Below are 23,874 nucleotides of genomic sequence, written 5' to 3'. Positions count from 1 at the left end.
CGGAACATAAGGATTACAATGCGGATCACGCTACATATTGGCGCCCATCACACGCGCACACCGCGTCTCGTTGCTGCAATAAAGGCCGGAGCGCGCGCATTCGGACGCTTGAACATCGCAGCCCCTAGCCCAACCCATTATCGACCCATTATTGCTGCAGAATTGGCGCGACTTGATGGCTTGCCACCGATCCTATCCGAGGAAGATGCCGTTTTGGCTCAAATTTTGGGTGACAAGTCTGACGCTCAAAATTTGATCATGATCAATGAAGACTGGGCCAGCGATCGTAATATGATGTTCAAAGGCGGGCAGCTATATACTGGCATCGGTGCGTCTGTCACACGGGTTGCAGAGCTGTTTTCCCAGCACGAAGTGCACATCACGATGGCCATTCGGAATCCGGCATTTTTGATCAACGCCGCGTTGACAGCCCCCTCCACACCTGCGTCTTTGAATTGGTTTTTGAAATCCAACGATCCTATGACTTTGTCGTGGTTGGCCCCAGTTGAGCAATTGCAACAGGCACTGCCCAAAGCGCAAATCACCCTGTGGTGCGAGGAAGATACGCCGTTGATTTGGCCTCGCGTTATCCGTCAAGTTGCCAACGTCTCGGACGACACCCCCATATTTGGCGGATTTGCGGCGATCTCAGAGTCGTTGCAACCCGAAGGCATTAAAAGATTTCGCTCGTTCATGCGCAATCATACCCTGACATCCCCTGCTCAATATGAACGTGCTGTTTTGGCGTTTTTAGATAAATATGCGGATGAAAGCCTCATGAATGCCTCATGCAATGTGCCCGGATGGACAGCCGAAACAGTGTATGATTTGTCCTTAAACTACGAAGACGACATCGCCGCTTTGGCTGCGAAAGACAATGTGGCCTTTATCTTACCTACGACCCAAGAAGAAGTGACACCCAGCACTGACGGATAACTCAATCGGGCTGCGTAACCGCGTCACAGGATAAAACGCACCGGCGGCACGCTTACTTACAATGCCTGTTCGGCCGCTTTTCGAATAGCAGCGATATTGGTGCCATACGGTGTCGGGTTTTCGACAGATCCACCTTTGAAAGCCGCAGATCCTGCCACCAAGACATCTGCACCAGCAGCCGCCACAAGAGGGGCTGTTGTCGGATCAACGCCACCATCGATTTCAATATGAATGGGACGATCTCCGATCATGGCACGCAAAGTACGGACCTTTTCGACTTGCGAATGGATGAACTTTTGTCCTCCAAATCCAGGGTTCACTGTCATAATGCACACGAGATCGACCATATCCAAAAGATAGGCGATATCCTCTACCGGCGTGCCGGGGTTGAGCGCGAGACCCGCTTTGGCCCCTGCCCCACGAATGGCTTGCAACGTGCGGTGAATATGCGGGCCAGCTTCCAAATGCGCCGTGATGTAATCTGCGCCAGCCTCAGCAAAAGCATCAATAAACGGATCAACGGGTGCGATCATCAAATGCACGTCCATCACAGTTTTGATGTGTGGACGGATCGCTTTGCACATCGCGGGACCAAAGGTGATGTTGGGCACGAAATGGCCGTCCATCACATCGACATGGATCCAGTCCGCGCCTTGGGCCTCGACGGCTTCGATTTCTTGACCAAAGTTGGCGAAATCGGCAGCCAAGATTGAGGGCGCAATTTTGATAGACCGATCAAAGGACGTTGGGTTAGACATAAGTCACCTGTGGTTTTTAGCTCTCTGATCCGAGGCTTTACTTTGTTTGAGGCGGCCTGTCACCTAAACTTGCCTAAAATGCGCGTCTTGCTGTGACGTTGCGATCATTTTCGCCCAAAGCATTTGACCAACAGGTCAAACATTGCCAAAGCTCGCGCATCATGCCAGCCTAGGCGCGCAGACAGGTAGACAGACAGACGGACGGGGCCCGCACCGATGACAACAACAGAAGTGACCAAAACGCAACTGAACGCGCATCTACCGCAAGTGCATGAGCCGCGCAACGCGGGCGTGCCGCTGGATTTGGATTGGGCGCTTGGCACGCAAGCGAATACATCCGCCATTGAGCGCCGCTGCGCCACCCTGCCCGCACGACGTTCGGTAAAGAAAGATCACCAAGCGGCTTGGCTGCTCAAGGCGATCACCATGATTGACCTGACAACTTTGGCCGGCGATGACACATCGGGGCGCGTCAAACGCCTGTGCGCGAAAGCCGCCAATCCCGTGCGCCGCGATATCTTGGACGCGCTGGGAATGGACCGCATCACCACCGGCGCGGTTTGCGTCTATCACGATATGGTTGAAACCGCAGTCGAGGCTTTGGATGGCACGGGCATTCCCGTGGCTGCTGTGTCCACCGGTTTTCCTGCAGGTCTGTCGCCGTTTCATTTGCGAGTAAGAGAGATCGAGGAAAGCGTCAAAGCAGGTGCGCGCGAGATCGATATCGTAATTTCGCGTCGCCATGTTTTGACTGGCAACTGGCAAGCCCTTTACGATGAAATCTGCGCCTTTCGTGCAGCTTGCGGAGAGGCCCATATCAAAGCGATTTTGGCCACAGGTGAACTTGGATCCCTACGCAACGTCGCGCGCGCATCTTACGTGTGCATGATGGCGGGCGCAGATTTCATCAAAACATCAACGGGTAAAGAAAGCGTCAACGCGACCCTGCCTGTGTCTTTGACCATGATCCGCACCATCCGCGATTTCCATGCGCGCACAGGGTTCCGCGTTGGCTACAAACCTGCCGGCGGTATCTCCAAGGCCAAGGCTTCATTGGTTTACCTAAGCTTGATCAAAGAAGAGCTTGGGGATCACTGGCTACAGCCCCATATGTTCCGCTTTGGTGCCTCAAGCCTTTTGGGCGATATTGAACGGCAGTTAGAACATCATGTGACAGGCCGCTATTCGGCCGCACATCGACATGCCATTGGTTGACGCACTGGTTAAAAAGAGCCGTGCCGCCCCAAAACAAAGATAAACACGACAGCCATTGAGGCCCCAGATGACAGTAAAAGACATATTCGAGACCATGGATTACGGCACAGCCCCTGAAAGTGCGGCCGAGGCCCTGCGTTGGCTGGTTGATAATGGCGATCGTTTTGGTCACTTTATTGATGGCAAAATGACAGACCCTGCTGCGACTTTTGACAGCAAAAACCCAGCCACCGGCGAGGTGCTGGCACAGGTCAGCCAAGCCACGCAAAGCGATGTCGATATGGCAGTCGCGGCGGCGCGCAAAGCGCAGGGTAAATGGACCAAGATTGGTGGCAAAGCGCGGGCAAAGTACTTGTATGCCTTGGCGCGCTTGGTGCAAAAACATGCACGGCTGCTTTCCGTGCTCGAAACTTTGGACAACGGCAAACCCATTCGCGAAGCCCGCGATGTGGATATCCCGCTGGTCGCACGGCATTTCTATTACCACGCAGGCATGGCGCAACTCATGGACGAAGAATTGCCCAATCGCGAAGCCTTAGGCGTATGCGGGCAGATCATCCCGTGGAACTTTCCGCTGTTGATGCTGGCTTGGAAAATCGCGCCTGCGATTGCCATGGGCAACACGGTTGTCTTGAAGCCCGCAGAGTACACGCCCCTGACAGCGCTTTTGTTTGCGCAGATTTGCAATGAAGCTGGCTTGCCCAAAGGCGTTGTGAACATTGTCACTGGTGATGGCACAGTGGGCGAAATGATTGTTACCCATGACAGGATCGACAAAATTGCCTTCACAGGATCAACGGGCGTGGGCCGCCGCATTCGCGAAACCACAGCCGGTTCAGGCAAGGCGCTGACGTTGGAATTGGGCGGCAAAAGTCCTTACGTGGTGTTCGAAGACGCCGATATGGACAGCGCCGTTGAGGGATTGGTGGATGCAATCTTTTTCAATCAAGGCCAAGTCTGCTGTGCGGGCTCACGCCTTTTGGTGCAAGAAAGCATCGCCGAAGACTTCCACGCTCGCTTGATCGCTCGGATGGCAAAACTGCGGATCGGCGATCCTTTGGACAAAAGCATCGATGTCGGCGCAATCGTCGATCCTGTGCAATTGGCGCGGATCACAGCGCTGGTGGCACAGGGCGGGCATGAGGGCACGGTGCATCAGCCTGTACCTGCCCCCAACGGCTGTTTTTACCCACCAACTTTGATCACAGGGATGCACAGTTCCGCGCAACTGATGCAGGAAGAAATCTTTGGCCCTGTGCTGGTCTCCACCACCTTTCGCACACAAGCAGAAGCCGTGCAGATCGCCAACAATACGCGCTTTGGATTGGCGGCAAGTGTTTGGACTGAAAACATCAATCTTGCCTTGGATATCGCGCCCAAATTGACCGCTGGCGTGGTCTGGGTGAATGGTGCGAACATGCTGGACGCAGCCGCAGGTTTTGGCGGCGTACGCGAAAGCGGCTTTGGGCGCGAAGGTGGCTGGGAAGGCTTGCAAGCCTACACCAAACCAGTCGGAAAATCCGTGGCGGTAAAGCCTGCAAAAACCTATGGCAAACCCGAAGACATCGACGTTGAAGGGCTAGACCGCACCGCGAAAATGTACATCGGCGGCAAACAAGCACGCCCAGACAGCGGGTATTCCAAGGCGGTCTATTCCCCCAAGGGCAAGCTCTTGGGCCATGCCGCCATTGGATCACGCAAAGACATCCGCAACGCCGTCGAGGCCGCCCGCGGCGCCACAGCTTGGTCAAACGCGACAGCGCATTTGCGGGCGCAAATTTTGTACTACATTGGCGAAAATCTGTCGGCGCGCGCAGATGAATTTGCGGCGCGCATTCAGGCCTTGACCGGAACGACAGCAAGCAAAGCGCAAACAGAAGTGTCTGAGGCCATAGACACATTATTCACCTTTGCCGCATGGTGCGATAAGCTCGATGGCGCTGCAAAACCCGTACCGATGCGCGGCGTGGCTTTGGCCATGAACGAAGCTGTCGGCGTGATCGGCGCATTTTGCGATGATCGTCCTTTGGGTGGATTGGTCGATCTCATCGCCCCTGCGATTGCTATGGGCAACCGTGTTGTGGCTGTGGCCAGTGACGCTTATCCCCTTGCTGCGACGGATTTCTACCAAGTTCTGGACACCTCTGATCTGCCAGCCGGTGTGGTGAATATTCTCACGGGGTCGCATGAGGACTTGGCCAAGACATTGGCGGGGCATTTAGACATTGATGCGGTGTGGAGCTTTTCCAGCGCTGACATTTCCAAGACCATCGAGCATGAGAGCGCGGGCAATCTTAAACGCACTTGGGTGAACAACGGCCAAACGCGCAGCTATGCTGCCCGTGATTGGTTGGCGCAATCGGTTGAGGTCAAAACGATTTGGGTGCCTTATGGGGAGTGAGGCATCGCAGTCTCAAACCTTTCACATTTCCAATCCGGCAGCGGCGCAAGTCTTTGCCAGCTTCCCACCGGCTGAACGCGCGGGTCTTTTGGCCTTGCGCCAGCTGATTTTTGAGGTGGCCGCGTGCAATCCTGACGTAGGTCCTCTTGAAGAGACCCTCAAATGGGGTCAGCCTGCCTATCTCACCGCTGCGACAAAATCGGGCACAACACTGCGGCTTGGTTTGCCCAAAACTGGCGGCTTTGCGATGTTGTGCCATTGCCAGACGACAGTGATCTCTGATTTTCGCGCGCTGTTCGGTAATGATTTCACTTATGACGGAAACCGCGCGGTTGTCTTTTCAGCAGGTGAGACTTTGCCAACTGACAAGATCGCGCTGCTAATCAGTGCGGCTTTGCGATATCATCTGAAATAGGTGTTTAAGCCCATTAGCGCCAAGGTCGCGCTTTACTTGCGCAGCCCTGCAAACCACCCCTTGATACCGCGCGCTTTATCGCGTGCGCTGTCTTTGAACGCATCTGCTTTGTCGTCCACAGCGTCCCAAGCTTCGCCCGCGTCCTCGACCAGTGGGTCAATCGTGCGTTCGCGGAACTGCACCCACATGCGCCAAATAAGCAAAATCACGATAGCCAAGAACACCAGAATGATAATGTTCACCCAAGGCACGATCTTTGCATCAGGTCCTGCAACAGGTTTGATTGCAATGGCATTGGGGAAGATCGACAGCACCTCATTGCGCCAACCATAGTGGGTGATCGAATACCATTCTGGGGCGGCTTTGTCTGATTCTGCGTCCGAGGCTTCTGTATACAGGCTAGATGTGTCGAATTTGAAATAAGGCGGCCATCCCCAGCCCGTATCCTCGTTGCGGTATTCCATGGTCTTGCCGTTGGCTTTGACCGTTTGAATAAATTGCACGTCGCGTGTGGGTTCGCCTGACGACCAAAACATCGCGCGATTGGTGGGAATAATGGTACGTTCCGTATTGGTGCCGACCACACGCACGATATCATGCTGTGGCAAAGTGTAGTGCACAAAACTGCCTACGATAAGCACGATCAAAGCAATCAGGGTCCATTTAACATAGCGCATTGGTCGGCCTCACATGAAATTTGTCATATAGAAGATCACGCAAAAGGTGATCAGCGGAAGGATATAAACGCCAAGCAGTAACTTGGGGCGCAGGGAGTGCGCGTAATCGTCAAGTCCCTTTTGTACATAGTCATCGCGCGCGCCGATGGAACCCTCATCTTCCCAGTCTTGTTCAAGACGTTCGCGGACAAGCGAGCGCACGTAAATCGACAACAGGCCGTATAAAACGGTCAGTCCGACAAATCCGATGACAAAGAATTTTAAAAAACTGAGCATTGTGATCCATTGAGCAACATCTTGGGCGATGCCAAGCTTACCTTCAGAGTACCGTTTTGCGAAACAAAGCACGAGAGGCTTTTGTGGAATTTATTCTGGGGGCAATCTTGGTACATCGCTATTTGGTAGCCTGCCTGTCGGTCTTGTGTCCCAACCCGACACGCACACCGTCCTTGCCTTTGAGGTGTTCAATTTTTTGCGCCATGCTAAACCATGCCAAAGCCAAAAGCGGCCCCCAGACCAATGCCGTCGAAGCTGACCGTTTGAGAAAATACAGCGCCGCGGGGACAGGGGTATTGAAAGCAACATGCCCAACATCCGTGCCCTAAGCGGCATATAGAACCGCCATAAACACAGCGCCAATGATCAAAAGAATGAATGCGGATAGACCCACACTGATCATCAAACGTCGCTGCGACCGCGTATCACGCGGTGTGATCCATAATGGCAAAGCAATCGCCAAAATGGCCAGCACACAGATCGGCAGGACTGCGACCGTCAAAAAATGCGTATTCATATGGATCACCCCCACCCCATCCTTCATGGTTGGCAAGACTTATAGTGCAAAACCCATACCAAAGCGTAGAGGTTCAAGCCGTTGATGTAGCTCGGATCACATTCGCCAGTCGCGCAATGCCTTTATCTATCACGCCCTCATCAGACATAGAAAAGTTCAAACGGATGGTGTTGGTCGTCGCCCCATCGGCATAAAAGGCAGCACCCGGCACGAAAGCCACCTTTTGCATCAGTGCCTTTTCAAGCAGGTCTTTGCCACTCATCGATGTCGGCAAGGTGACCCAAACAAACATGCCGCCTTCGGGCGAGGTCCATGTGACCCCTTGCGGCATATGCGTTTTCAAAGCTGACAGCATCGCATTCAAACGCGCGCCGTAAACCTTACGCAGTCCCGCAACATGCGGATCGAAAACAGCACGCGCCACATGATTGACCGCGATTTGGTTGATCGTCGCAGTCTGCAAATCCGCCGCTTGCTTAAGCAGAACCATCTGCGCAATCACCGGTTTAGCAGCAACAACCCAGCCCACACGCAGTCCCGGTGCCAGCGTTTTTGAAAATGAGCCGCAATAAATGGTGCGGCAGGCATTAATTTCGCCTTTTTCAGCCATTTCAAGCGCAAGGATCGACGGAATGTCTTCGCCCATATAGCGCAGCGATTGATAAGCGCCGTCTTCGATCACGGCGATATCAAGCGCCTCGGCTTGCGTCAGAACCGACAGGCGCTCTGTGCGCGTCAGAGTCTTGCCCGTTGGATTGGCAAAATCAGGCGACAGATAGGAAAACTTCACCCGCCCGCCCTGCGATTTTGCATCATCAGCAATCTCTATCTCTGTGCGATTTTCACCTGCGTTCAGACGATCAAACTTTGGCTCATAGGCATTAAACGCGCCCAGCGCGCCCAAATAGGTCGGCCATTCCACCAAAGCGGTATCGTTTTTATCAAGGTAGAGCTTGCCCAGATAATCCAAAGCCTGCTGTGATCCTGCGGTGATCAAAATATTGTCGATCTCGCAAATCACGCCAAGCTTGGCCATGTGATCCGCGATCCACGCGCGCAAGGGCACATAGCCTTCAGACGCAGCATATTGCAAAGCGGTGCCAGCTGTGGCCTCGGACAAGGCAAATTGCATCGCCTCAGCAAAGGCGTCGCGCGGGAAATACGCCGGATCAGGAATGCCGCCCGCAAAGGAAATGATGTCAGGTTGATCCAACAGCTTGAGCAACTCACGGATTTCTGAGGCTTTCATGCCCTGTGCGCGATGGGCAAATAGATCGGTGTGGTTCATGGCTCTCTCCCTCTAAGTGCCACAGATGCACGATGCAGATATTTATGTCAATCATACTGACTTAAATACCCACTTCACAAATTTGAAACAAAACCATCGCGCTCTCGTTAACCTTAACGATCACACCAATCCCATCTTATGGACAAGGGGATTCCCAAATGAAATCGAACCTGCTCGTTGCTGCATCCGCTCTGGCGTTGACCGCTGGCGCCGCACATGCCGACATGACATTCAATCGCATCGCGTCATTTGAAACCATCGGCAATATGGCCGCTGGCGAAGATACAAACCGCGCTACATCTGCTGAAATCATCGGCGCGTCAGAAGACGGCATGACTGTCATCTACACCGATAGCCCACTTGGCGTTGTTGGTCTGATCGATCTGACGGACCCCAAAAATCCGAAAGCCAAAGGCAATGTGGATGTGGGCGGCGAACCTACGTCTGTGACTGTGATCGGCAACACCGCATTTGTGGCTGTGAACACATCCCCAACCTACACCGCGCCATCCGGCAAGCTGCTGTCTATCGATTTGAAAGACGGATCCATCACTGGCATGTGTGATCTTGGCGGTCAGCCAGATTCCACCGCACATTCTCACGCTGGCGATCTTGTGTCCGTTGCCATCGAGAATGAACGTGACGAAGACCTCGGAGATGGCCGCGTTGGTCAATTGCCTGCGGGCTTCATGGTCAATGTTGGCGTGAAAGACGAAGCCTTGCTCTGTGACAGCTTGCAAAAAATCGATATCACTGGCCTTGCAGAGATTTCCCCAGAAGACCCCGAACCAGAATTCGTTGACATCAACAGCCTTGGCGAAATCGCAGTGACGCTGCAGGAAAACAACCACATCGTGATCTTGAACGCCGCTGGCGATGTGATCAACCACTTCTCTGCTGGCGCGGTTGATTTGACACGCATCGACACTGTCGACGAGCGCGCCGCTTTGATATTTGACCAAAGCCAAATGGGCCGTTTGCGTGAACCTGACGGCATGCAGTGGCTTGATGACCACCACATCATGATTGCCAATGAAGGCGACATGGATGGCGGTTCGCGTTCCATCACTGTGTTCCACAAAGACGGCACTGAAGTGTTTGAATCCGGTTCCGATTTTGAAACAGCCATCATCCAAGCCGGTCACTATCCTGACAAACGTTCAGACGCCAAAGGTGCAGAACCCGAGGGCATGGAAGTTGGCACATTCGGCGACACAACCTACGCTTTCATCTTGGCAGAACGTGCCTCTACAGTTTCTGTTTACGACGTCACAGATGCCACAAAGCCAGTGTTCACACAGCTTTTGCCATCCGGCATCGCCCCAGAGGGCGTAATCGCCATTCCATCACGCAACTTGTTCGTGACCGCGAATGAGGCCGATTTGATCGAGGACGGTGGCGTGCGGTCGCATGTGATGGTCTATGAACTCTCCGACGCAGCTGCGCAGTACCCGACACTGACATCTGAAGGCACTGACACGCTCATCGGTTGGGGGGCTATTTCAGGCATGGTTGGCGACGCGGACGTTGCGGGCAAGATCTACGCTGTGAACGACAGTTTTTACGGCTACCAGCCAACGATCTTTACCATCGACGCGACACAAACACCCGCCCGCATCACTGACGCTTTGCCCGTGACACGCGCAGGCCATGTCGCGCAAAAGCTTGATATGGAAGGCATCACACTGGACGGCAAAGGCGGGTTCTGGGTCGCCTCAGAAGGTCGCACAGATCGCGTTATCCCACATGCGCTTTACAACGTGAACGCAGATGGCGAAATCGAAGCAGAAATCGGTCTGCCTGCTGAATTGATGAGCGTTGAAACGCGTTATGGTTTTGAAGGGATTACAAAGGTTGGTGACACGCTTTGGATGCCCATGCAGCGCGAATGGGAAGACGACCCTAAAAACACAGTAAAGCTCGTGTCTTACAACATCGAGACGCAAGAATGGGGTGCTGTACGGTATCAGAAAGCCGAACCTGCAACCGGTTGGGTTGGTCTGTCTGAAATCGTTGCGGCAGACGATTATTTCTATGTCATTGAGCGCGACAATCAAATCGGCGCTAATGCTGTGATCAAGAAAATTTTCCGCATCCCTGCGGCTGATATGGTGCCTGCGCCCCTTGGTGGCGACCTGCCGACTGTATCCAAAGAAGAGGTGCGTGATCTGATCCCAGACCTCAAATCGTACAACGGCTACGTTGTGGACAAGATCGAAGGCTTGGCGATCGACGCAGAGGGCGAAATGTTCGTGTCCACCGACAACGATGGTGTGGATGACAGCTCAGGCGAGACCTTCTTCTGGTCCATCGGCAAAATGTAAGTCAGATGTAAGCTTAGGGCTTCACCACACCAAAATCAAAAACGCCCGAGAGTGTATCTCGGGCGTTTTCTATTTTAGACGTTTAGTCGGCTTAAACCTCGACTGTCTCAACGACCTGCGTTTCAACGTCTTTGTTTGAAGCGATCGCGATCCGGCGTGGTTTCAGTGCTTCGGGCACTTCGCGCAACAGATCGACATGTAGCATTCCATTGGCGTGGGACGCTTGCGTCACTTTCACATGGTCTGCCAAATGGAACCGACGTTCGAACGCCCGCGTTGCGATCCCGCGGTGCAGATACGTTTTACCCGCCTCTGCCTCATCATCGGGCTTGCGTGCCGCGATGATCAACGCGTTTTCACGCTGCTCGATCACGATGTCATCCGTCGAAAATCCAGCGACGGCCAGCGAGATGCGCCAGGCGTCGTCTCCGGATTTTTCAATATTATAAGGGGGGTAGCTGGGTTGTGACACATCTTGGCGGATCACACGGTCCATCAGGTCCGTGATTTGATCAAAGCCAACAGTTGCACGGTGCAGCGGTGTCAGGTCAAAATTTCGCATGGGTATCCTCCATTGAGCGATCCAAATAAATGCCTTCCCTTTGGGGACAGGCTTGTGTCGGACCCGCTATGCAGCGTCCGACACAATTTACTTGGGAATAGAGGTTCAGCCTTTCAAGGGGCTAGTCTTCGATCCGTCCAACGACGATTTCAACATTGCTCAATTCGTCTTCTATAGGATCGGCTTCCGCTTTCTTAAAGAACTTGCGCCCTGTTTTGGCCATGGCCAGAAGGTCTTCCAGCGGCCCATCCAAAGAGGTTCCCACCGATACTTTTTGTCCGCGAAAGTTTGCCTTTGCAGAGACAACAGAAACAATTTTCGGCTTGCCGTTTGTCATCGAAAAGATCGGCGCACCAGAAGATCCGTAATCCACATCGCAAGAGGTCACTAAGACACCACCTTGGCGCGCCAAAACATGGCACGTCTCTTGCAAAGACGGACTATTGGCACGGTCATGCGCATAGGACACAACGCCTACAGCTTGACCTTTATTGGGACGATGGGATGTTGGAAAGGGCAACACCGACGTGTCATTCACTGGACGGTCCAGTTCGATTAATGCGATATCACTGGTCAATCGATCATGCCGACTGCCGTTGTTCAACGCGAAATCTGGGTGAACGAAATAACGCGCGACGCTGCGGTAAGCTTGAGCATGCCCGTCTCGCCATCCTGCACGAAACTGAATGGCTTTCGACTTGTGCAGTTTCTTTGTATCGATGTCATACAAACAATGCGCTGCGGTCAAAACCAACGATGGCGAGATCAGTGATCCAGTGCAAAAGCTACGTCCCGCGAAATCAAGACGACCAACGGCTTCCCACCCGCGACTATCGTCACCGGTTCGAAACGCTTTCAGCTGGCTATCCGCTTGTGCCTGACCTGCAATGCAGATCAGAAAGAGGATGGTCAGTAAGTTTTTCATATTCGTCCCCAAGTCCTATTTCTGGACTAATGATTAACGGCAGTTCAGGGCACGATTATGTCCGATTCGTGGACAATTTTGGTGATTTTTTCCCCCCTGTGGCCCAATCCAACAGCTCAACAGTGTGAACAACCGGCAATTGAGTGCCTGATCCTATCTGCATGATGCAGCCAATATTGCCCGCTGCCACTACATCTGGGGTCTTCACCTCTAAACTATCGACCTTCATTTTTTTCAATTTTTGTGAGATTTCAGGCTGTAAAAGGTTATATGTGCCCGCTGATCCGCAACAAAGGTGGCTATTTTTGGGTTCGACAACGGTGAACCCCACCCGTTTAAGCAAAGTTTTTGGATCAGATTTGATCTGTTGCCCATGTTGAAGCGAACAGGCCGCATGATATGCCACAATCATGTCTTGTTTGCCGGTGGGTAAATCCAATTTTATCAAAATCTCTGTCACATCTTTTGCCAAATGCGAAACCGTTAACGAATCATTTGCTAATTCCGTGTCCCGCATCATGTGACCATAGTCTTTCACGGTCGTACCACAGCCAGAGGTGTTGATCACAATCGCGTCCAGACCTTCACCGTTCTTCTCGGCCATCCATGCACGGATATTACGCGCAGCAGATGCGTGCGCTTCAGATTCACGTCCCATATGGTGCGTAAGGGCACCGCAGCATCCTGCTCCATTGGCTACAACCACCTCACAACCATGTCGCGTCAAAAGGCTGATCGTGGCGTCGTTGATATTGGTGTCCAAAGCCTTTTGTGCACAGCCCGTCATCAAGGCCACACGCATTTTGCGCGGTCCAACAGCAGAGAACACTTGCGGATCATCGTTACGCGACACCGGCGGAATGGTTTTCGGCGCCATGTCCAACATCGCACGCAATCGTGGATCAGGGATCATATGGCGAAACGGTCGCCCGATTTTAGCGCCCAACAAAGCCAATCGAAACCGCCCCGGATAGGGCAGAATTTTCGCAAGCGTCCAACGCAGCAATCGATCCATCAACGGACGCTTATAGGTTTTCTCAATGTGAACCCGCGCGTGATCGATCAGGTGCATGTAGTGAACCCCTGAGGGGCAGGTTGTCATACAAGACAGGCACGACAGACAGCGATCGATATGTTTGACCGTCTTTTCATCCGCGGGGCGATCGTTTTCCAACATGCCTTTGATCAGATAAATACGCCCTCGTGGGCTGTCCAATTCATCGCCCAAAACCGCATAGGTCGGACAGGTCGCAGTGCAAAACCCACAATGCACACAGGCCCGCAAAATCTCGTTCGAACGCGCCGTGGCCGAATCCGTCAGTTGCTCAGGTGTAAAGTTTGTTTGCATCAGCTCATCATCCCGCGATTGAATTTTTGCATCGGATCAAATTTGCCCCGCAATCCGGCACTTATCTTGGTAACCACAGCATTCTCAGGCTGGAACACGCCAAGAGCTTGTTTGGTCGCATCACTGGCGCGCACCAACGTGGCATGCCCTGCCTTCATATATGCGCGCACATCTGTGTCAGGTTTGGTCAAAAGCCAAAGCCGCCCGCCGCCCCAATCATATATGACATCTTCGGGCAGTACGGCCTCGACCAGTTTTGGCGCATCAGAGGGTTTGACTGACAACCGCCAAACATCGCCCATAGCATCCTGAAAACGCGCAACATCGCGGATGGAGGCCCAAAGCGTTGCGTTCTCGCCGGCATCCCAGATCACATCACTTGCCCCAAATCCTGCCAGCGCATTCTGCAAGGCTTTCGTGCGATAGGTCACCGAATGCTCAAATCCTTCGATGCGGATCAGCGTGCGCGCGGGGGCGCCATTTTTATCTGCCCGCAGATGCGCGGCACCGGTCACACTATAAGGTGTTCCCAAAGCGGCAGACATCGCGGCCACGGCCTCACCTTCAGACAAGCCCTCAACCACAAGCGTCACGATCATTTCAGGAATAGGCTGCGTTTTAAGGCTCACTTCCGTGATCAGCCCAAGCGTGCCATGGCTGCCTGCCATCAGCTTGACCAAATCCAGCCCCGTGACGTTTTTCATCACACGTCCACCGTTTTTGATCACGCGCCCCTGCCCGTCGACAAATCCGACCCCAAGGCAGAAATCACGACATGCGCCAACCGTCACTCGGCTGGGACCAGAGGCATTGGTGGCCACAAGCCCACCTATTGTGCCTGCGCAATCGCGCCCCAACATCGGGGCCAAATTGGGCGGCTCAAACCCAAGCCTTTGACCTTCTTTGGCCAAGATCGATTGGATCACATCAACCGGCACACCCGCAGATGTGGTCAAGGTCAAAGCACTGGCGTCATAATCCCACGCTTGGTCAGGGGCTTTCAATGCGACACCTGTTGCCAAACCAATCCGGCTTGACCCGGCACCTGTGATCAAATGCGTATCGCCCGCGCGCACCTGCTCTGCCAGTTGAGCTTCCCATGCTGCGACAGCGGGATTATTCGCGCCCAAAATGCTCATAACTGCCCCCTGCGCGTTGTAGACGCCGCAAGGGGAAACACTTTCGCAGGGTTCAACATCCAGCTTGGATCAAACACGTCTTTCACATTCATTTGCGCCTCTAAATCATCCAGCGTGTATTGATGGGTCATCAGATCGCGTTTTTCGATGCCCACACCATGCTCGCCGGTCAGACAGCCGCCGACATCAACGCAAAGCCGCAAGATGTCCGCGCCCAAGGCTTCGCATTTCTCTAGATCGCCCTCTTTGTTGGCGTTGTACAAAATCAGCGGGTGCATATTGCCATCGCCCGCATGGAATACGTTGCCGACACCCAAGCCATAGTCTTTCGACAGCTCACCAATGCGTTTCAAAACATAAGGCAGTTCGCCCACGGGGATCGTGCCATCAAGACACATATAATCACCAAGCTGCCCCATTGCGCCAAAGGCCGATTTGCGCCCCAACCAAATTCGCGCGCTTTCTTCTGGCGATGTGCTTTCGCGAATTTCAACGGGATTGTGTCGTTCGGCGATCGTCACAATACGCGCCAATTGGTCGTCGATTTCGGCGTCAGAGCCTTCGACTTCGATGATCAACAAGGCTTCGCAATCGGGGTATCCCGCTTTGGCGAAATCCTCGGTGGCGCGAATACATGGACGGTCCATGAATTCGATTGCCACAGGAATAAGCCCCGATTTTATGATGTCAGACACGCAAGTGCCTGCGACTTCATTGTTATCAAAGCCAATCAACACAGGGCGCGCGCCCTCAGGCTTGGGCAAAATGCGCAGGGTTGCTTCTGTTACGATCCCAAGCTGGCCTTCCGAGCCGCAAATCACCCCGAGCAAATCCAAACCGCTGGCATCCATATGATCGCCACCAATGTCGACGATTTCGCCATCTGCAAGAACCATTTTGACACCCAATAGGTTATTCGTGGTCACGCCGTATTTCAAACAATGCGCCCCACCCGAATTCATCGCGATATTACCCGCGATGGCGCAGGCCAATTGGCTTGAGGGATCAGGTGCGTAAAAGAAACCGTCGCTTTCCACTTCGCCTGTGACCGACAGGTTTGTGATGCCCGTTTGAACCTTAATCACCCGATTGGGAAAATCGACCTCCAAGACATCACGCATCCGCGCCACGCCCAAGATGACACAATCTGACGTTGGCAAGGCCCCGCCCGCCAGTGACGTCCCCGCACCGCGCGGCACAACAGGCACGCCCATCTCAAAACAAATGCGCAGCACCTGCGCCACCTCTTCGGTCGTGCTAGGCAGTACCGCGACAAGAGGCGGGCATCGGTAAGCCGCCAGCGCATCGCATTCATAGGCTTTCACCTCTTCAGGCGCATCGATGACGGCTTGCCCCCCCAAAACGGCACGGAGTTTCGAAACCAGTTCGGGTTTTCGGGACAACACGTCGGTGTTTGGGGCAGGCATTTGCATGGACGACTCCGCGATGTCATTTCTATTGGTAAGTTTTTATAACCAATTTTTCGGTATGACAAGCTAAACTCAAACAGGTATATTTCGGCTCATGGAATTACTGAACCAATTGAGCTATTTCACCCTGCTCGACGGCATCGCTGTTGGCTTTTTGTTACTGACTTGGGTTGTCCTGGGGCATATCATTGAAAACCCGCCGAAATCGCGTATTTCAACCTCTGTCATAATGGCGGATTACAGGCGCAAATGGATGGTTCAGATGATCACACGCCAGCCGCGGATTTTTGACGCGACGGTTCTGGACACCCTGCGTCAAAACTCCGCCTTTTTTGCCTCAGCCAGTATGATCGCGATCGGGGGAGGGCTGGCCGCGATTTCCAATCCTGACCGTCTGCGCGGCGTGGCCCAAGACCTGACGATTGATGTGCCTGAAATTATTTGGGAAGTTAAAATTCTTGTGGCGCTTATCTTTATCACCAGCGCCTTTTTGAAATTCATTTGGGCCAATCGTTTGTTTGGGTACTGTGGCGTTGTCATGGCCTCTGTCCCCAATGAAGTGGATGCCAAAGAAGCCCTGCCACGCGCGAAAAAGGCGGGAGAACTGAACATCGCAGCCGCGCGCGCGTTTAATCGTGGCTTGCGCTGCATCTATTATGCCCTTGGATCATTGGGATGGTTTTTAGGGCCCGTGGGTCTCATTGTTGCGATATTTATCACCGTGATCATTTTGGTACGCCGTGAATTCACATCGGCTTCGCGCGCCGTACTATTGCAAGACGAAACCTAGCCAAACAACCGCTGCCTGATGGCTGCGATAAGATCTTGATAACGTCAATTGGTCATTTTTTGTGTCACCTGCGGCCTTCACGCAGCCACATAAATATGATCCATCCCGACAGTGCGACCATCCAAAGCCACGCAGGTATCAATGGCATTTTAGAACTCGACACGGCAGTGTAGGCCGCCCGCGGCGTGATGCCCATCCAAGTCCGTCCCGCAGCGGCGCGCCCGATAGAAACACGGCGCAAATCAGGCATCCCATCAGACAATGCGAACACACCGCCGCGCGTCTGACCCACAGCAGTTTCCATCAACGCACCTGTTGCGATGGTTTGCTCAAATTCTTTTGGCGCGGCAGGCCCCAGAACCACGACAGCCGACAGGCCATCCTGTTCGAGACCGTAAAGCCCAATATCATCACCCGTGATGACCGTTTGAAACAGCCCCGGACGGGCTTGTGTCATTTCAACGATCTGTTGCGTCCCATCTGGCGCGGTGATTGTCACGCTGCGCGGCGCCTCGGTCAAAGTGCGGCGCGTCACTGTGATCTCATTGCCTGTGGCGCTGGCTGACAGGGATTCCTCTTCCAGTTCGGGTTCTTTCATCATCCAATGGGCAAGACGTCGCAAGAGTTCCAGTTGAGGACCACCGCCCTCAATCCCCCGCGTCCACAGCCACGCATGATCCGAAGCCAAGACCGCCACACGTCCTTCGCCCACATGATCCACCACCAATAATGGCCGTCCTTCATTGCCCGTCATGATAACATCGCCTGTGGTCGCAGCGGGATCGAGATCAATTTGACGGAACCAACGCCCCCAATCAGGTGTAACATCTGGCCGCGTGACGCCACCCAGCCCTTGGGTCACAGGATGGCGCAGACCGAGCTCTGATATTTGTGGCCTATAGGCCTGATCAAACACCCGCCCCGTCGGCTGTGTCGGGATGACACGCGCCAAAGCGGACCGATATAAACTGTCAGCCGAAGCAAAATCAGGCCCAGCAGAAAACAACACTGCGCCGCCATCTTCGACATAGCGGGCGATGTTTTCAAAATAATTGGCATAAAGAATGCCGCGTCGTTTGTAGCGGTCGAAAATGATCAAATCAAAGTCGTCTATTTTTTCCAAGAACAACTCACGCGTCGGAAAGGAGATCAACGACAATTCCGTCACGGGCACCCCATCTTGTTTTTCAGGCGGACGTAAGATCGTGAAATGAACCAAATCAACCGAAGTATCTGATTTGAGCAAGTTGCGCCAAGTGCGCTCACCGTTGTGCGGCTCGCCTGACACCAATAGCACCCGCAGGCGATCACGCACGCCGTTGATCTGTATCACCGATGAATTGTTGCGATCTGTCAGCTCACCCTCGGCCATTGGCACAGAAAATTGTAAAACATTCATGCCGCCATGAGGCAATTTAAGCGGCACTTGCACCGCGCGCCCCACGGGCATTTCCAAAACAATGTCTTCACCGCCATCGATCGACACGATCAAAGGCGATGTCGCGGACAGTCCTACTGGCACGGCCCCTTGGTCTTCGACTTTTAGCGTCAGGGTGATTTCTTCGTCCAAAATGGCAAATGCTGGCGCGTTTTCAACGATAAGCCTACGATCCCAATCATTGGATGTCCCGGTCAGCAGCACATGCAAGGGCGCTGGCAAATCCGGTGCAAGCCCTGCGTCATGTATCTGGCCGTCTGTGATCACGAAAACACCAGCCAAACGCCCCTGAGGCTCATCGGCTATCACGCTGCGCAGCCGCGTCATCAGCAAAGATCCTTGATTGTCTGCGGCATCCGCCACAGAGACAATCCGCAGTTCAGTGTTGGGCATCCTTGCTATTTGCGCCTCTAGACGCGCTTGCGCTGCCTCTGTTTGATCCGCACGTGCAGACAAGTTTTGCGAGGCGGTTTTATCGACCAAAAGCACGATGATATCGGTCAAAGGCGCGCGCTCTTCGCGCAAGATCGATGGGTTCGCCAAGGCAAAAAGCACTGCACCAAAGGCAAGCGCGCGCAACGGCCAGCCCTTAAATCCACGCAAGGCCGCAATAATCAGAACCACACCCAAAACGGCAGAAACACCTGCTAAAAACGGCCAAGGCACATAGGGCGCAAATGTCATATCCAGAGTCATTCGCCCAATCTTTCCAAAAGCGCAGGCACATGCACCTGATCTGATTTGTAGCTGCCGGTGAGCACATAAAGAATTAAGTTCACACCAAAACGATAGGCCATTTCACGCTGTTGTTCGCCAGCATATCCGCTGCCGACAGGTCGCAAAGCACGCCCGTCATCACCCACAGCCCAAGCCGAAGCCCAGTCATTTGCGCCGATGATCACCGGACTGACATTGTCGTTGAGATTGCGAAACGGCATACCTTCGATCTGGGCAGTATCCGTTGCTGATTCTTGCACCCAAACATCAGCGCCATCGAAACGCCCCGGGAAACCTTCCAGTAAATAAAATGTGCGCGTCAGCACATGGTCTTGCGGAACAGGCTCTAGCGGCGGCACATCTAACGCATAGGCGATATTGCGCAACTTGGTGCCCAATGCTGTCTCGCGCCCAAAGGCTGAAATATCGCCATCTCGGGTGTCAAAAAAGATCATACCGCCCGCACGCATATAGGCGTTGAGCTTGGCATAACTGTCCGCCGACAAAGGAGATTGCGCCTCCGTCATAGGCCAATACAACATCGGAAAAACACCGAGAGGATCGACCTCTAAATCCACCCCCATCGGGGCTGAGGGTTCTACAGATGTGCGATTGGCCAAAACTTTCGACAAGCCCAACAATCCTTGCTGCGATACCGTGTCGATGGCTTCATCACCGGTTATCACATAGGCCAACGTCAATTCCGAACTGGCCAGACGCAGGAATCTATCCGCATCGTCTTGCGCACGAGCCGACTGCGGCCCCGCGACACCCAGCGTCAAAATCAAACAGCCGATTGCGGGAATGGCACGACCAAACGTAACACGCCCCGAGAGCATCAAGGTCGCGATCAAATCCAAAGCGAGTGCCATTAAAGCAGCCATTAACAATACGGGTTTCAAGCTGACCTCGCTCGCGTCTTGCATCCCAAGCATTTGTACAGTGCTGGGCCAGACTGCAGGCGCAAGCACGCTTTCGTGTCCAAAAACATTTAGGGCCACAGCACCTTGTTGCGTTTGGTAAACACCTGCGGGCGTTTCCTTGGAGGCATGGGCAGCAGCAAAAACATCGCCATCGACGGGAGACTGCAACCCAGCATCCAGCAATTGCCCGAACCCGTTTAAAACCGTGACAGGCGTCAAGGTTTGCCCAGACAGGTCGTTCACCTCAGTCTCGCCACCACTTGAAACGGAAGTCAATCTTTGCAGCATAGACACAAACAGCCCAGACAATGGCAAAGTGGACCATTGCGCATTGGCCGTAACATGGAACAACACGACTTGCCCCTGACCAACCGCTTTGCGCGTCACCAAAGGCGTACCATCAGCCAAAGTCGCAATCACGCGCGTCGCCAATTCTGGGTCGGGTTGCGCCATGACTTGCGACGAGACGGTCACGTCATTTGGTATCTCAAGACCGTAAAACGGCGAAGTCTCGGCAAAGGGGCGCAAACCTTTGGGATCGCCCCAAGTCATCGCTCCACCGACAGAGCGCCCGCCTGCGCGCAAACGGACTGGCAACAAAGGGTCAACGCCTTCACGCGCCACATCTGATGCAGCCAATTTTGGACCTGAAAAACGTAACAAAACGCCGCCTTTTTGCGTCCATTCCAACAAATCAGCCGCCTCGCCGCCAGCAAGACGCGCCACGTCAGCCAAAACGATCACATCTGGGTTGGCGGCAATCAGATCGCTGAATTCGCCCTCGATCACATCAGAGGTCGCCCCAAAGGCGGCACGCAGGTAATGCAAATGCGACAACAGCTGCGCGTTGCTTCTGTCATCTTCGCCCGAAATCAGCGCGACTTCGGGGCGTTTCAAACTATCGGCAACCAGTTGCACGGCCCCCGCAGAGCGGATGTTTTCAATTTCGAACCGCGTCACACGATTGCGCAATTCCGAGCGCAACGCGATATTTACCACAGTCTCACCCACCTCGATTGAAAGATTGGTCTGCCCCAAGACCCGCTCGATGCCGGACGGATCAGGCCCTATGGCCGCGACTGTGACATCCGCCTTGCCCAAACCGCCGATACGATGCACAACAGATGATACGCCTTGCTCGGTTCTGCTGACAGGTCCAAGGGCAAAAATGGGTCTTTGCAACGCCAGAACACGGACAATGCCCTTGTCTTGTAAAGCCTCTAGAACCTCTGAACGTCCATCAAAATCTGCACCGCTGGATAGCCAAGTCGTGTTGGCCGCACGGTCCAGCGCAGCTATCGCTTGGGTCAATTTCGCCGCATCAGGTGCATGGGCCGCAGGCTGAAGGCCCGCCAAGGCGGCACGCCAATCGCGCGCGGACTTAAAGCTCAAACCTCCGCTGGGCAAATCCGTCGCCACGACAAATGCCACAAGACGGTCATTGCGTTCAGCACGTTCTAAAATATCATCAATGCGTGCTATTTGCGTCGCCCAAATCGGCGCCTCCGCCCAAGTGCCATCCACCATCAAAATCATCGGGCCGGTGTCAGCCTCTTCTATCCTTGGGTTTAAAACGGGACCAGAAAAGGCCAAAATCAGCGCGGCAATCGCCCCCATGCGCAACAGCATCAACCACCACGGCGTGGCCGTAGCTTGGGCATCGGTATCCTTCAACCCAAGCAACAAAGTCACCCCCGAAAACCGCAGACGCTTGGGCGCAGGCGGCACAGCACGCAACAACAGCCACAGCAGCGGCAAGACCAACAGGCCCCACAGCAACCAAGGCGTCGCAAATCCGATTGGCCCTACGATCCACATCAGTTTGCGCCCCCATCTAAGGCTTGGAACAACCAGACCAAAGCAACCTGTACGGGTGTATCTGTGTGATGGCACTCATATCGCCAACCAGCTTGCCGTGCCAAATTTTGCAATTCATCTTTGCGCTCAGCCAATCTATCAAGATAGCGTGCTTTCAAATCACCTGCCCGCAGGGTTTCATGCGACAGTCCGCCCCCCATTGAAGTAAAAACAGTACGGCCTTGAAACGGAAAGGTTTCTTCAACGGGGTCGAGAATTTGAAATAATACGCCAAAAATACCGCGATCCGCCGCCGCGCCAACGACACGCTCGATAGCCTCCATCGGCCCCAAGAAATCGGACATCAGAACAGCACGCGATTGTGGCAGGTAATCGGCCCCATCCGCTACACCGAATTCATCGCTCTGCGTGTCACATAACACCTGCGCGATCCGCCGCAATTGCTGGGCGCCATTGCCTGGGGGCCTGCCCATACCATCCAAAGCCACCCGTTCGCCGCCATTCATCAGCAAAATCGATAGCGCCAGCGTCAATAATGCCGCGCGATCCATCTTGCTGACTTGGTCTTTCAACGATGAAAACTGCATCGACGCGGATTGATCACACCAAAAATGCACGGATTGCGCAGCCTGCCATTCTTGTTCGCGCACAAAAAAACCGTCCGATTGTCCTGATCGACGCCAATCAATCGAACGTGCGGGATCGCCCGCTTGGGCTGGGCGATACTGCCAAAACTCAGACCCGTTGCCAGCACGCCGTCTGCCATGCCCGCCCATCATCAGGGTGCGCGCAAGCTCATCGGCCTTGGCCAAAAGCGCCGGCATCGGGCCTGCGAGCTGTTCGGCCTGCGCCCTTAAGTGGCTGGGAGAGAGCCGTGGATTGCTCACGCGGCGGCTCTGTTTTTCAAGGCAGAAAGTGCCGCGGCATCGATCAAAGGTCCAAGGGTTTCCCCGCGTGCGCGCGCCGCGAAGGTCAGCGCCATACGGTGGCTCAACACAGGGCGCGCCAAAGCCAGAACATCATCAGGGGACGGTGCCAAACGACCATCCAACAAGGCTCGTGCGCGTACCGTCAACATCAACGCCTGCGCCGCGCGCGGGCCTGGACCCCAAGCGACAGAGTTTGAAATCGCGTCTGAGGCATCAGGCGTATCAGGGCGACAAGAGCGCACCAGATCAAGAATCATTTCGACCACGTTTTCACCCACCGGCATTTTGCGCAACAAGGCCTGCGCAGCAATCAAATCAGCGGCGCTTAGAACTTCATGAGCTTCCTCTTCGACCTCGCCCGTGGTGGCCAATAGAATTGCACGCTCTGTGTCGCGATCAGGATAGTCCACATCCACTTGCACCAAGAACCGGTCCAACTGGGCCTCAGGCAGCGGATAGGTGCCTTCTTGTTCCAACGGGTTTTGTGTCGCAAGCACATGAAAAGGCGGTTCCAAATCATGGGCTTGGCCCGCGATGGTCACGGATTTTTCCTGCATCGCTTGCAGCAGCGCCGATTGCGTGCGCGGTGAGGCGCGGTTGATTTCATCGGCCAACAAAAGTTGGCAAAACACCGGGCCTTTGACAAAGCGAAAGGCCCGCGTACCGTCTGATGCGGTTTCCAAAACCTCTGAGCCCAAAATATCGGCAGGCATCAAATCGGGGGTAAATTGCACCCGCGCGCCTTTGAGGCCCATAACCGTTGATAAAGTGTCGACCAGTCGGGTTTTGCCCAAACCAGGCAGCCCAAGCAAAAGCGCATGGCCTCCGCACAGCAGTGCAGAAAACACCAGATCGACGACCTGCTCTTGGCCGATAAAACGCCGTGTCACCGAGGCTTTGGCCTGCGCCAATTTGGCCCCAAGCTGCTCGATCTCAACCACAAGATCATTTTGCGACATGTCTTCACCTATCCTAGAATTACGTGCACTATTAGAAACAGGTCTGAGCCAAAGCACAAACAGACAATAGTGTTATGGTGCCGATAATG

20 protein-coding genes are annotated in these 23,874 nt (G+C 54.0%); 6 read left to right on the top strand and 14 right to left on the bottom strand.

Annotation, left to right across the window (positions count from 1 at the left end; translation table 11 throughout):
- Positions 1-18: 18 nt before the first annotated feature.
- Positions 19-936, top strand: coding sequence for a hypothetical protein (locus KO497_RS03100; protein WP_215942497.1), 918 nt, complete (start codon positions 19-21; stop codon positions 934-936).
- Between the two features lie 56 nt (positions 937-992).
- Here the strand turns inward: KO497_RS03100 and rpe are convergent, their stop codons facing one another.
- Complete coding sequence (rpe, locus tag KO497_RS03095) at positions 993-1,694, bottom strand: ribulose-phosphate 3-epimerase (RefSeq protein WP_215942496.1); 702 nt, start codon at positions 1,692-1,694, stop codon at positions 993-995.
- Positions 1,695-1,910: 216 nt separating this feature from the next.
- Between rpe and deoC the strand changes: the two genes are divergently transcribed.
- The 3 genes from deoC (at position 1,911) to KO497_RS03080 (ending at position 5,725) form a co-directional block, all read left to right on the top strand.
- Positions 1,911-2,909, top strand: a complete 999-nt coding sequence (gene deoC, locus KO497_RS03090; protein WP_215942495.1) for a deoxyribose-phosphate aldolase — start codon at positions 1,911-1,913, stop codon at positions 2,907-2,909.
- A 67-nt stretch (positions 2,910-2,976) separates the two neighbouring features.
- Complete coding sequence (locus KO497_RS03085) at positions 2,977-5,310, top strand: aldehyde dehydrogenase family protein (RefSeq protein ID WP_215942494.1); 2,334 nt, start codon at positions 2,977-2,979, stop codon at positions 5,308-5,310.
- On the top strand, positions 5,300-5,725 hold the full coding sequence (locus KO497_RS03080; protein WP_215942493.1) for a DUF1801 domain-containing protein: 426 nt from the start codon (positions 5,300-5,302) through the stop codon (positions 5,723-5,725). Before KO497_RS03085 ends, KO497_RS03080 begins: the two co-directional genes overlap by 11 nt.
- A gap of 32 nt (positions 5,726-5,757) precedes the next feature.
- Here the strand turns inward: KO497_RS03080 and KO497_RS03075 are convergent, their stop codons facing one another.
- The 4 genes from KO497_RS03075 to KO497_RS03060 form a co-directional block, all read right to left on the bottom strand.
- Positions 5,758-6,402, bottom strand: coding sequence for a DUF1523 family protein (locus KO497_RS03075; protein ID WP_215942492.1), 645 nt, complete (start codon positions 6,400-6,402; stop codon positions 5,758-5,760).
- A gap of 9 nt (positions 6,403-6,411) precedes the next feature.
- The gene (locus KO497_RS03070; protein WP_354668078.1) at positions 6,412-6,750 is read right to left on the bottom strand and encodes a hypothetical protein; all 339 of its coding nucleotides are present in this window, start codon (positions 6,748-6,750) and stop codon (positions 6,412-6,414) included.
- A 253-nt stretch (positions 6,751-7,003) separates the two neighbouring features.
- Positions 7,004-7,195, bottom strand: a complete 192-nt coding sequence (locus tag KO497_RS03065) for a hypothetical protein (protein ID WP_215942491.1) — start codon at positions 7,193-7,195, stop codon at positions 7,004-7,006.
- A 73-nt stretch (positions 7,196-7,268) separates the two neighbouring features.
- Positions 7,269-8,483, bottom strand: a complete 1,215-nt coding sequence (locus tag KO497_RS03060; RefSeq protein ID WP_215942490.1) for a PLP-dependent aminotransferase family protein — start codon at positions 8,481-8,483, stop codon at positions 7,269-7,271.
- Positions 8,484-8,641: 158 nt separating this feature from the next.
- On the opposite strand from KO497_RS03060, the gene KO497_RS03055 reads away from it, so the two are divergent.
- A complete protein-coding gene (locus KO497_RS03055) occupies positions 8,642-10,807 on the top strand; it encodes an esterase-like activity of phytase family protein (RefSeq protein ID WP_215942489.1) in 2,166 nt (721 codons plus the stop codon).
- Positions 10,808-10,898: 91 nt separating this feature from the next.
- On the opposite strand, the gene KO497_RS03050 is transcribed toward KO497_RS03055, so the two are convergent.
- The 5 genes from KO497_RS03050 to KO497_RS03030 form a co-directional block, all read right to left on the bottom strand.
- Positions 10,899-11,369, bottom strand: coding sequence for an Hsp20 family protein (locus KO497_RS03050; RefSeq protein WP_215942488.1), 471 nt, complete (start codon positions 11,367-11,369; stop codon positions 10,899-10,901).
- A gap of 121 nt (positions 11,370-11,490) precedes the next feature.
- Complete coding sequence (locus KO497_RS03045; RefSeq protein WP_215942487.1) at positions 11,491-12,294, bottom strand: trypsin-like serine peptidase; 804 nt, start codon at positions 12,292-12,294, stop codon at positions 11,491-11,493.
- Positions 12,295-12,349: 55 nt separating this feature from the next.
- Positions 12,350-13,642 (bottom strand): glycolate oxidase subunit GlcF, encoded by a 1,293-nt coding sequence (gene glcF, locus KO497_RS03040; RefSeq protein WP_215942486.1) that lies wholly within the window; start codon positions 13,640-13,642, stop codon positions 12,350-12,352.
- Positions 13,642-14,781, bottom strand: a complete 1,140-nt coding sequence (locus KO497_RS03035) for an FAD-binding protein (protein ID WP_215942485.1) — start codon at positions 14,779-14,781, stop codon at positions 13,642-13,644. The genes glcF and KO497_RS03035 overlap by 1 nt, the downstream gene beginning before the upstream one ends.
- Positions 14,778-16,214 (bottom strand): FAD-linked oxidase C-terminal domain-containing protein, encoded by a 1,437-nt coding sequence (locus KO497_RS03030; RefSeq protein WP_215942484.1) that lies wholly within the window; start codon positions 16,212-16,214, stop codon positions 14,778-14,780. Before KO497_RS03030 ends, KO497_RS03035 begins: the two co-directional genes overlap by 4 nt.
- Before the next feature lie 91 nt (positions 16,215-16,305).
- Here KO497_RS03030 and KO497_RS03025 point away from each other — a divergent pair, with 91 nt between their 5' ends.
- Positions 16,306-17,001: a DUF599 domain-containing protein gene (locus KO497_RS03025; RefSeq protein ID WP_215942483.1), complete on the top strand. Its 696-nt coding sequence runs from the start codon at positions 16,306-16,308 to the stop codon at positions 16,999-17,001.
- A gap of 64 nt (positions 17,002-17,065) precedes the next feature.
- Here the strand turns inward: KO497_RS03025 and KO497_RS03020 are convergent, their stop codons facing one another.
- Genes KO497_RS03020 through KO497_RS03005 form a run of 4 tightly spaced genes read right to left on the bottom strand, consistent with a single transcriptional unit; the run spans position 17,066 to position 23,785 of the window.
- Entirely contained in the window at positions 17,066-19,135 is a 2,070-nt protein-coding gene (locus KO497_RS03020; protein WP_215942482.1) for a hypothetical protein, read from the bottom strand.
- Positions 19,132-21,897 (bottom strand): DUF4159 domain-containing protein, encoded by a 2,766-nt coding sequence (locus KO497_RS03015; RefSeq protein ID WP_215942481.1) that lies wholly within the window; start codon positions 21,895-21,897, stop codon positions 19,132-19,134. Before KO497_RS03015 ends, KO497_RS03020 begins: the two co-directional genes overlap by 4 nt.
- Positions 21,897-22,721 carry a DUF58 domain-containing protein gene (locus tag KO497_RS03010; protein WP_215942558.1) on the bottom strand — a complete coding sequence of 275 codons (825 nt, stop codon included), beginning with the start codon at positions 22,719-22,721 and terminating at the stop codon, positions 21,897-21,899. Before KO497_RS03010 ends, KO497_RS03015 begins: the two co-directional genes overlap by 1 nt.
- Positions 22,722-22,780: 59 nt before the next feature.
- On the bottom strand, positions 22,781-23,785 hold the full coding sequence (locus KO497_RS03005) for an AAA family ATPase (RefSeq protein WP_215942480.1): 1,005 nt from the start codon (positions 23,783-23,785) through the stop codon (positions 22,781-22,783).
- Between the last annotated feature and the right edge of the window lie 89 nt (positions 23,786-23,874).

The organism is Pacificibacter marinus, from assembly GCF_018860665.1.
In the GTDB taxonomy this organism is placed as follows: domain Bacteria; phylum Pseudomonadota; class Alphaproteobacteria; order Rhodobacterales; family Rhodobacteraceae; genus Celeribacter; species Celeribacter marinus_A.
This window is presented reverse-complemented; position numbering and strand designations above follow the sequence as displayed.

Bases quoted from the DNA above. Each gene is read 5' to 3' on its own strand.
- KO497_RS03045 (WP_215942487.1), bottom strand. From the start codon at position 12,294: ATGAAAAACTTACTGACCATCCTCTTTCTGATCTGCATTGCAGGTCAG.
- KO497_RS03030 (WP_215942484.1), bottom strand. From the start codon at position 16,214: ATGCAAATGCCTGCCCCAAACACCGACGTGTTGTCCCGAAAACCCGAA.
- glcF (WP_215942486.1), bottom strand. From the start codon at position 13,642: ATGCAAACAAACTTTACACCTGAGCAACTGACGGATTCGGCCACGGCG.
- KO497_RS03075 (WP_215942492.1), bottom strand. From the start codon at position 6,402: ATGCGCTATGTTAAATGGACCCTGATTGCTTTGATCGTGCTTATCGTA.
- KO497_RS03025 (WP_215942483.1), top strand. From the start codon at position 16,306: ATGGAATTACTGAACCAATTGAGCTATTTCACCCTGCTCGACGGCATC.
- KO497_RS03080 (WP_215942493.1), top strand. From the start codon at position 5,300: ATGGGGAGTGAGGCATCGCAGTCTCAAACCTTTCACATTTCCAATCCG.
- KO497_RS03060 (WP_215942490.1), bottom strand. From the start codon at position 8,483: ATGAACCACACCGATCTATTTGCCCATCGCGCACAGGGCATGAAAGCC.
- KO497_RS03055 (WP_215942489.1), top strand. From the start codon at position 8,642: ATGAAATCGAACCTGCTCGTTGCTGCATCCGCTCTGGCGTTGACCGCT.
- KO497_RS03020 (WP_215942482.1), bottom strand. From the start codon at position 19,135: ATGACTCTGGATATGACATTTGCGCCCTATGTGCCTTGGCCGTTTTTA.
- KO497_RS03085 (WP_215942494.1), top strand. From the start codon at position 2,977: ATGACAGTAAAAGACATATTCGAGACCATGGATTACGGCACAGCCCCT.
- rpe (WP_215942496.1), bottom strand. From the start codon at position 1,694: ATGTCTAACCCAACGTCCTTTGATCGGTCTATCAAAATTGCGCCCTCA.
- KO497_RS03010 (WP_215942558.1), bottom strand. From the start codon at position 22,721: ATGCCGGCGCTTTTGGCCAAGGCCGATGAGCTTGCGCGCACCCTGATG.
- KO497_RS03065 (WP_215942491.1), bottom strand. From the start codon at position 7,195: ATGAATACGCATTTTTTGACGGTCGCAGTCCTGCCGATCTGTGTGCTG.
- deoC (WP_215942495.1), top strand. From the start codon at position 1,911: ATGACAACAACAGAAGTGACCAAAACGCAACTGAACGCGCATCTACCG.
- KO497_RS03035 (WP_215942485.1), bottom strand. From the start codon at position 14,781: ATGAGCATTTTGGGCGCGAATAATCCCGCTGTCGCAGCATGGGAAGCT.
- KO497_RS03050 (WP_215942488.1), bottom strand. From the start codon at position 11,369: ATGCGAAATTTTGACCTGACACCGCTGCACCGTGCAACTGTTGGCTTT.
- KO497_RS03005 (WP_215942480.1), bottom strand. From the start codon at position 23,785: ATGTCGCAAAATGATCTTGTGGTTGAGATCGAGCAGCTTGGGGCCAAA.
- KO497_RS03100 (WP_215942497.1), top strand. From the start codon at position 19: ATGCGGATCACGCTACATATTGGCGCCCATCACACGCGCACACCGCGT.
- KO497_RS03015 (WP_215942481.1), bottom strand. From the start codon at position 21,897: ATGTGGATCGTAGGGCCAATCGGATTTGCGACGCCTTGGTTGCTGTGG.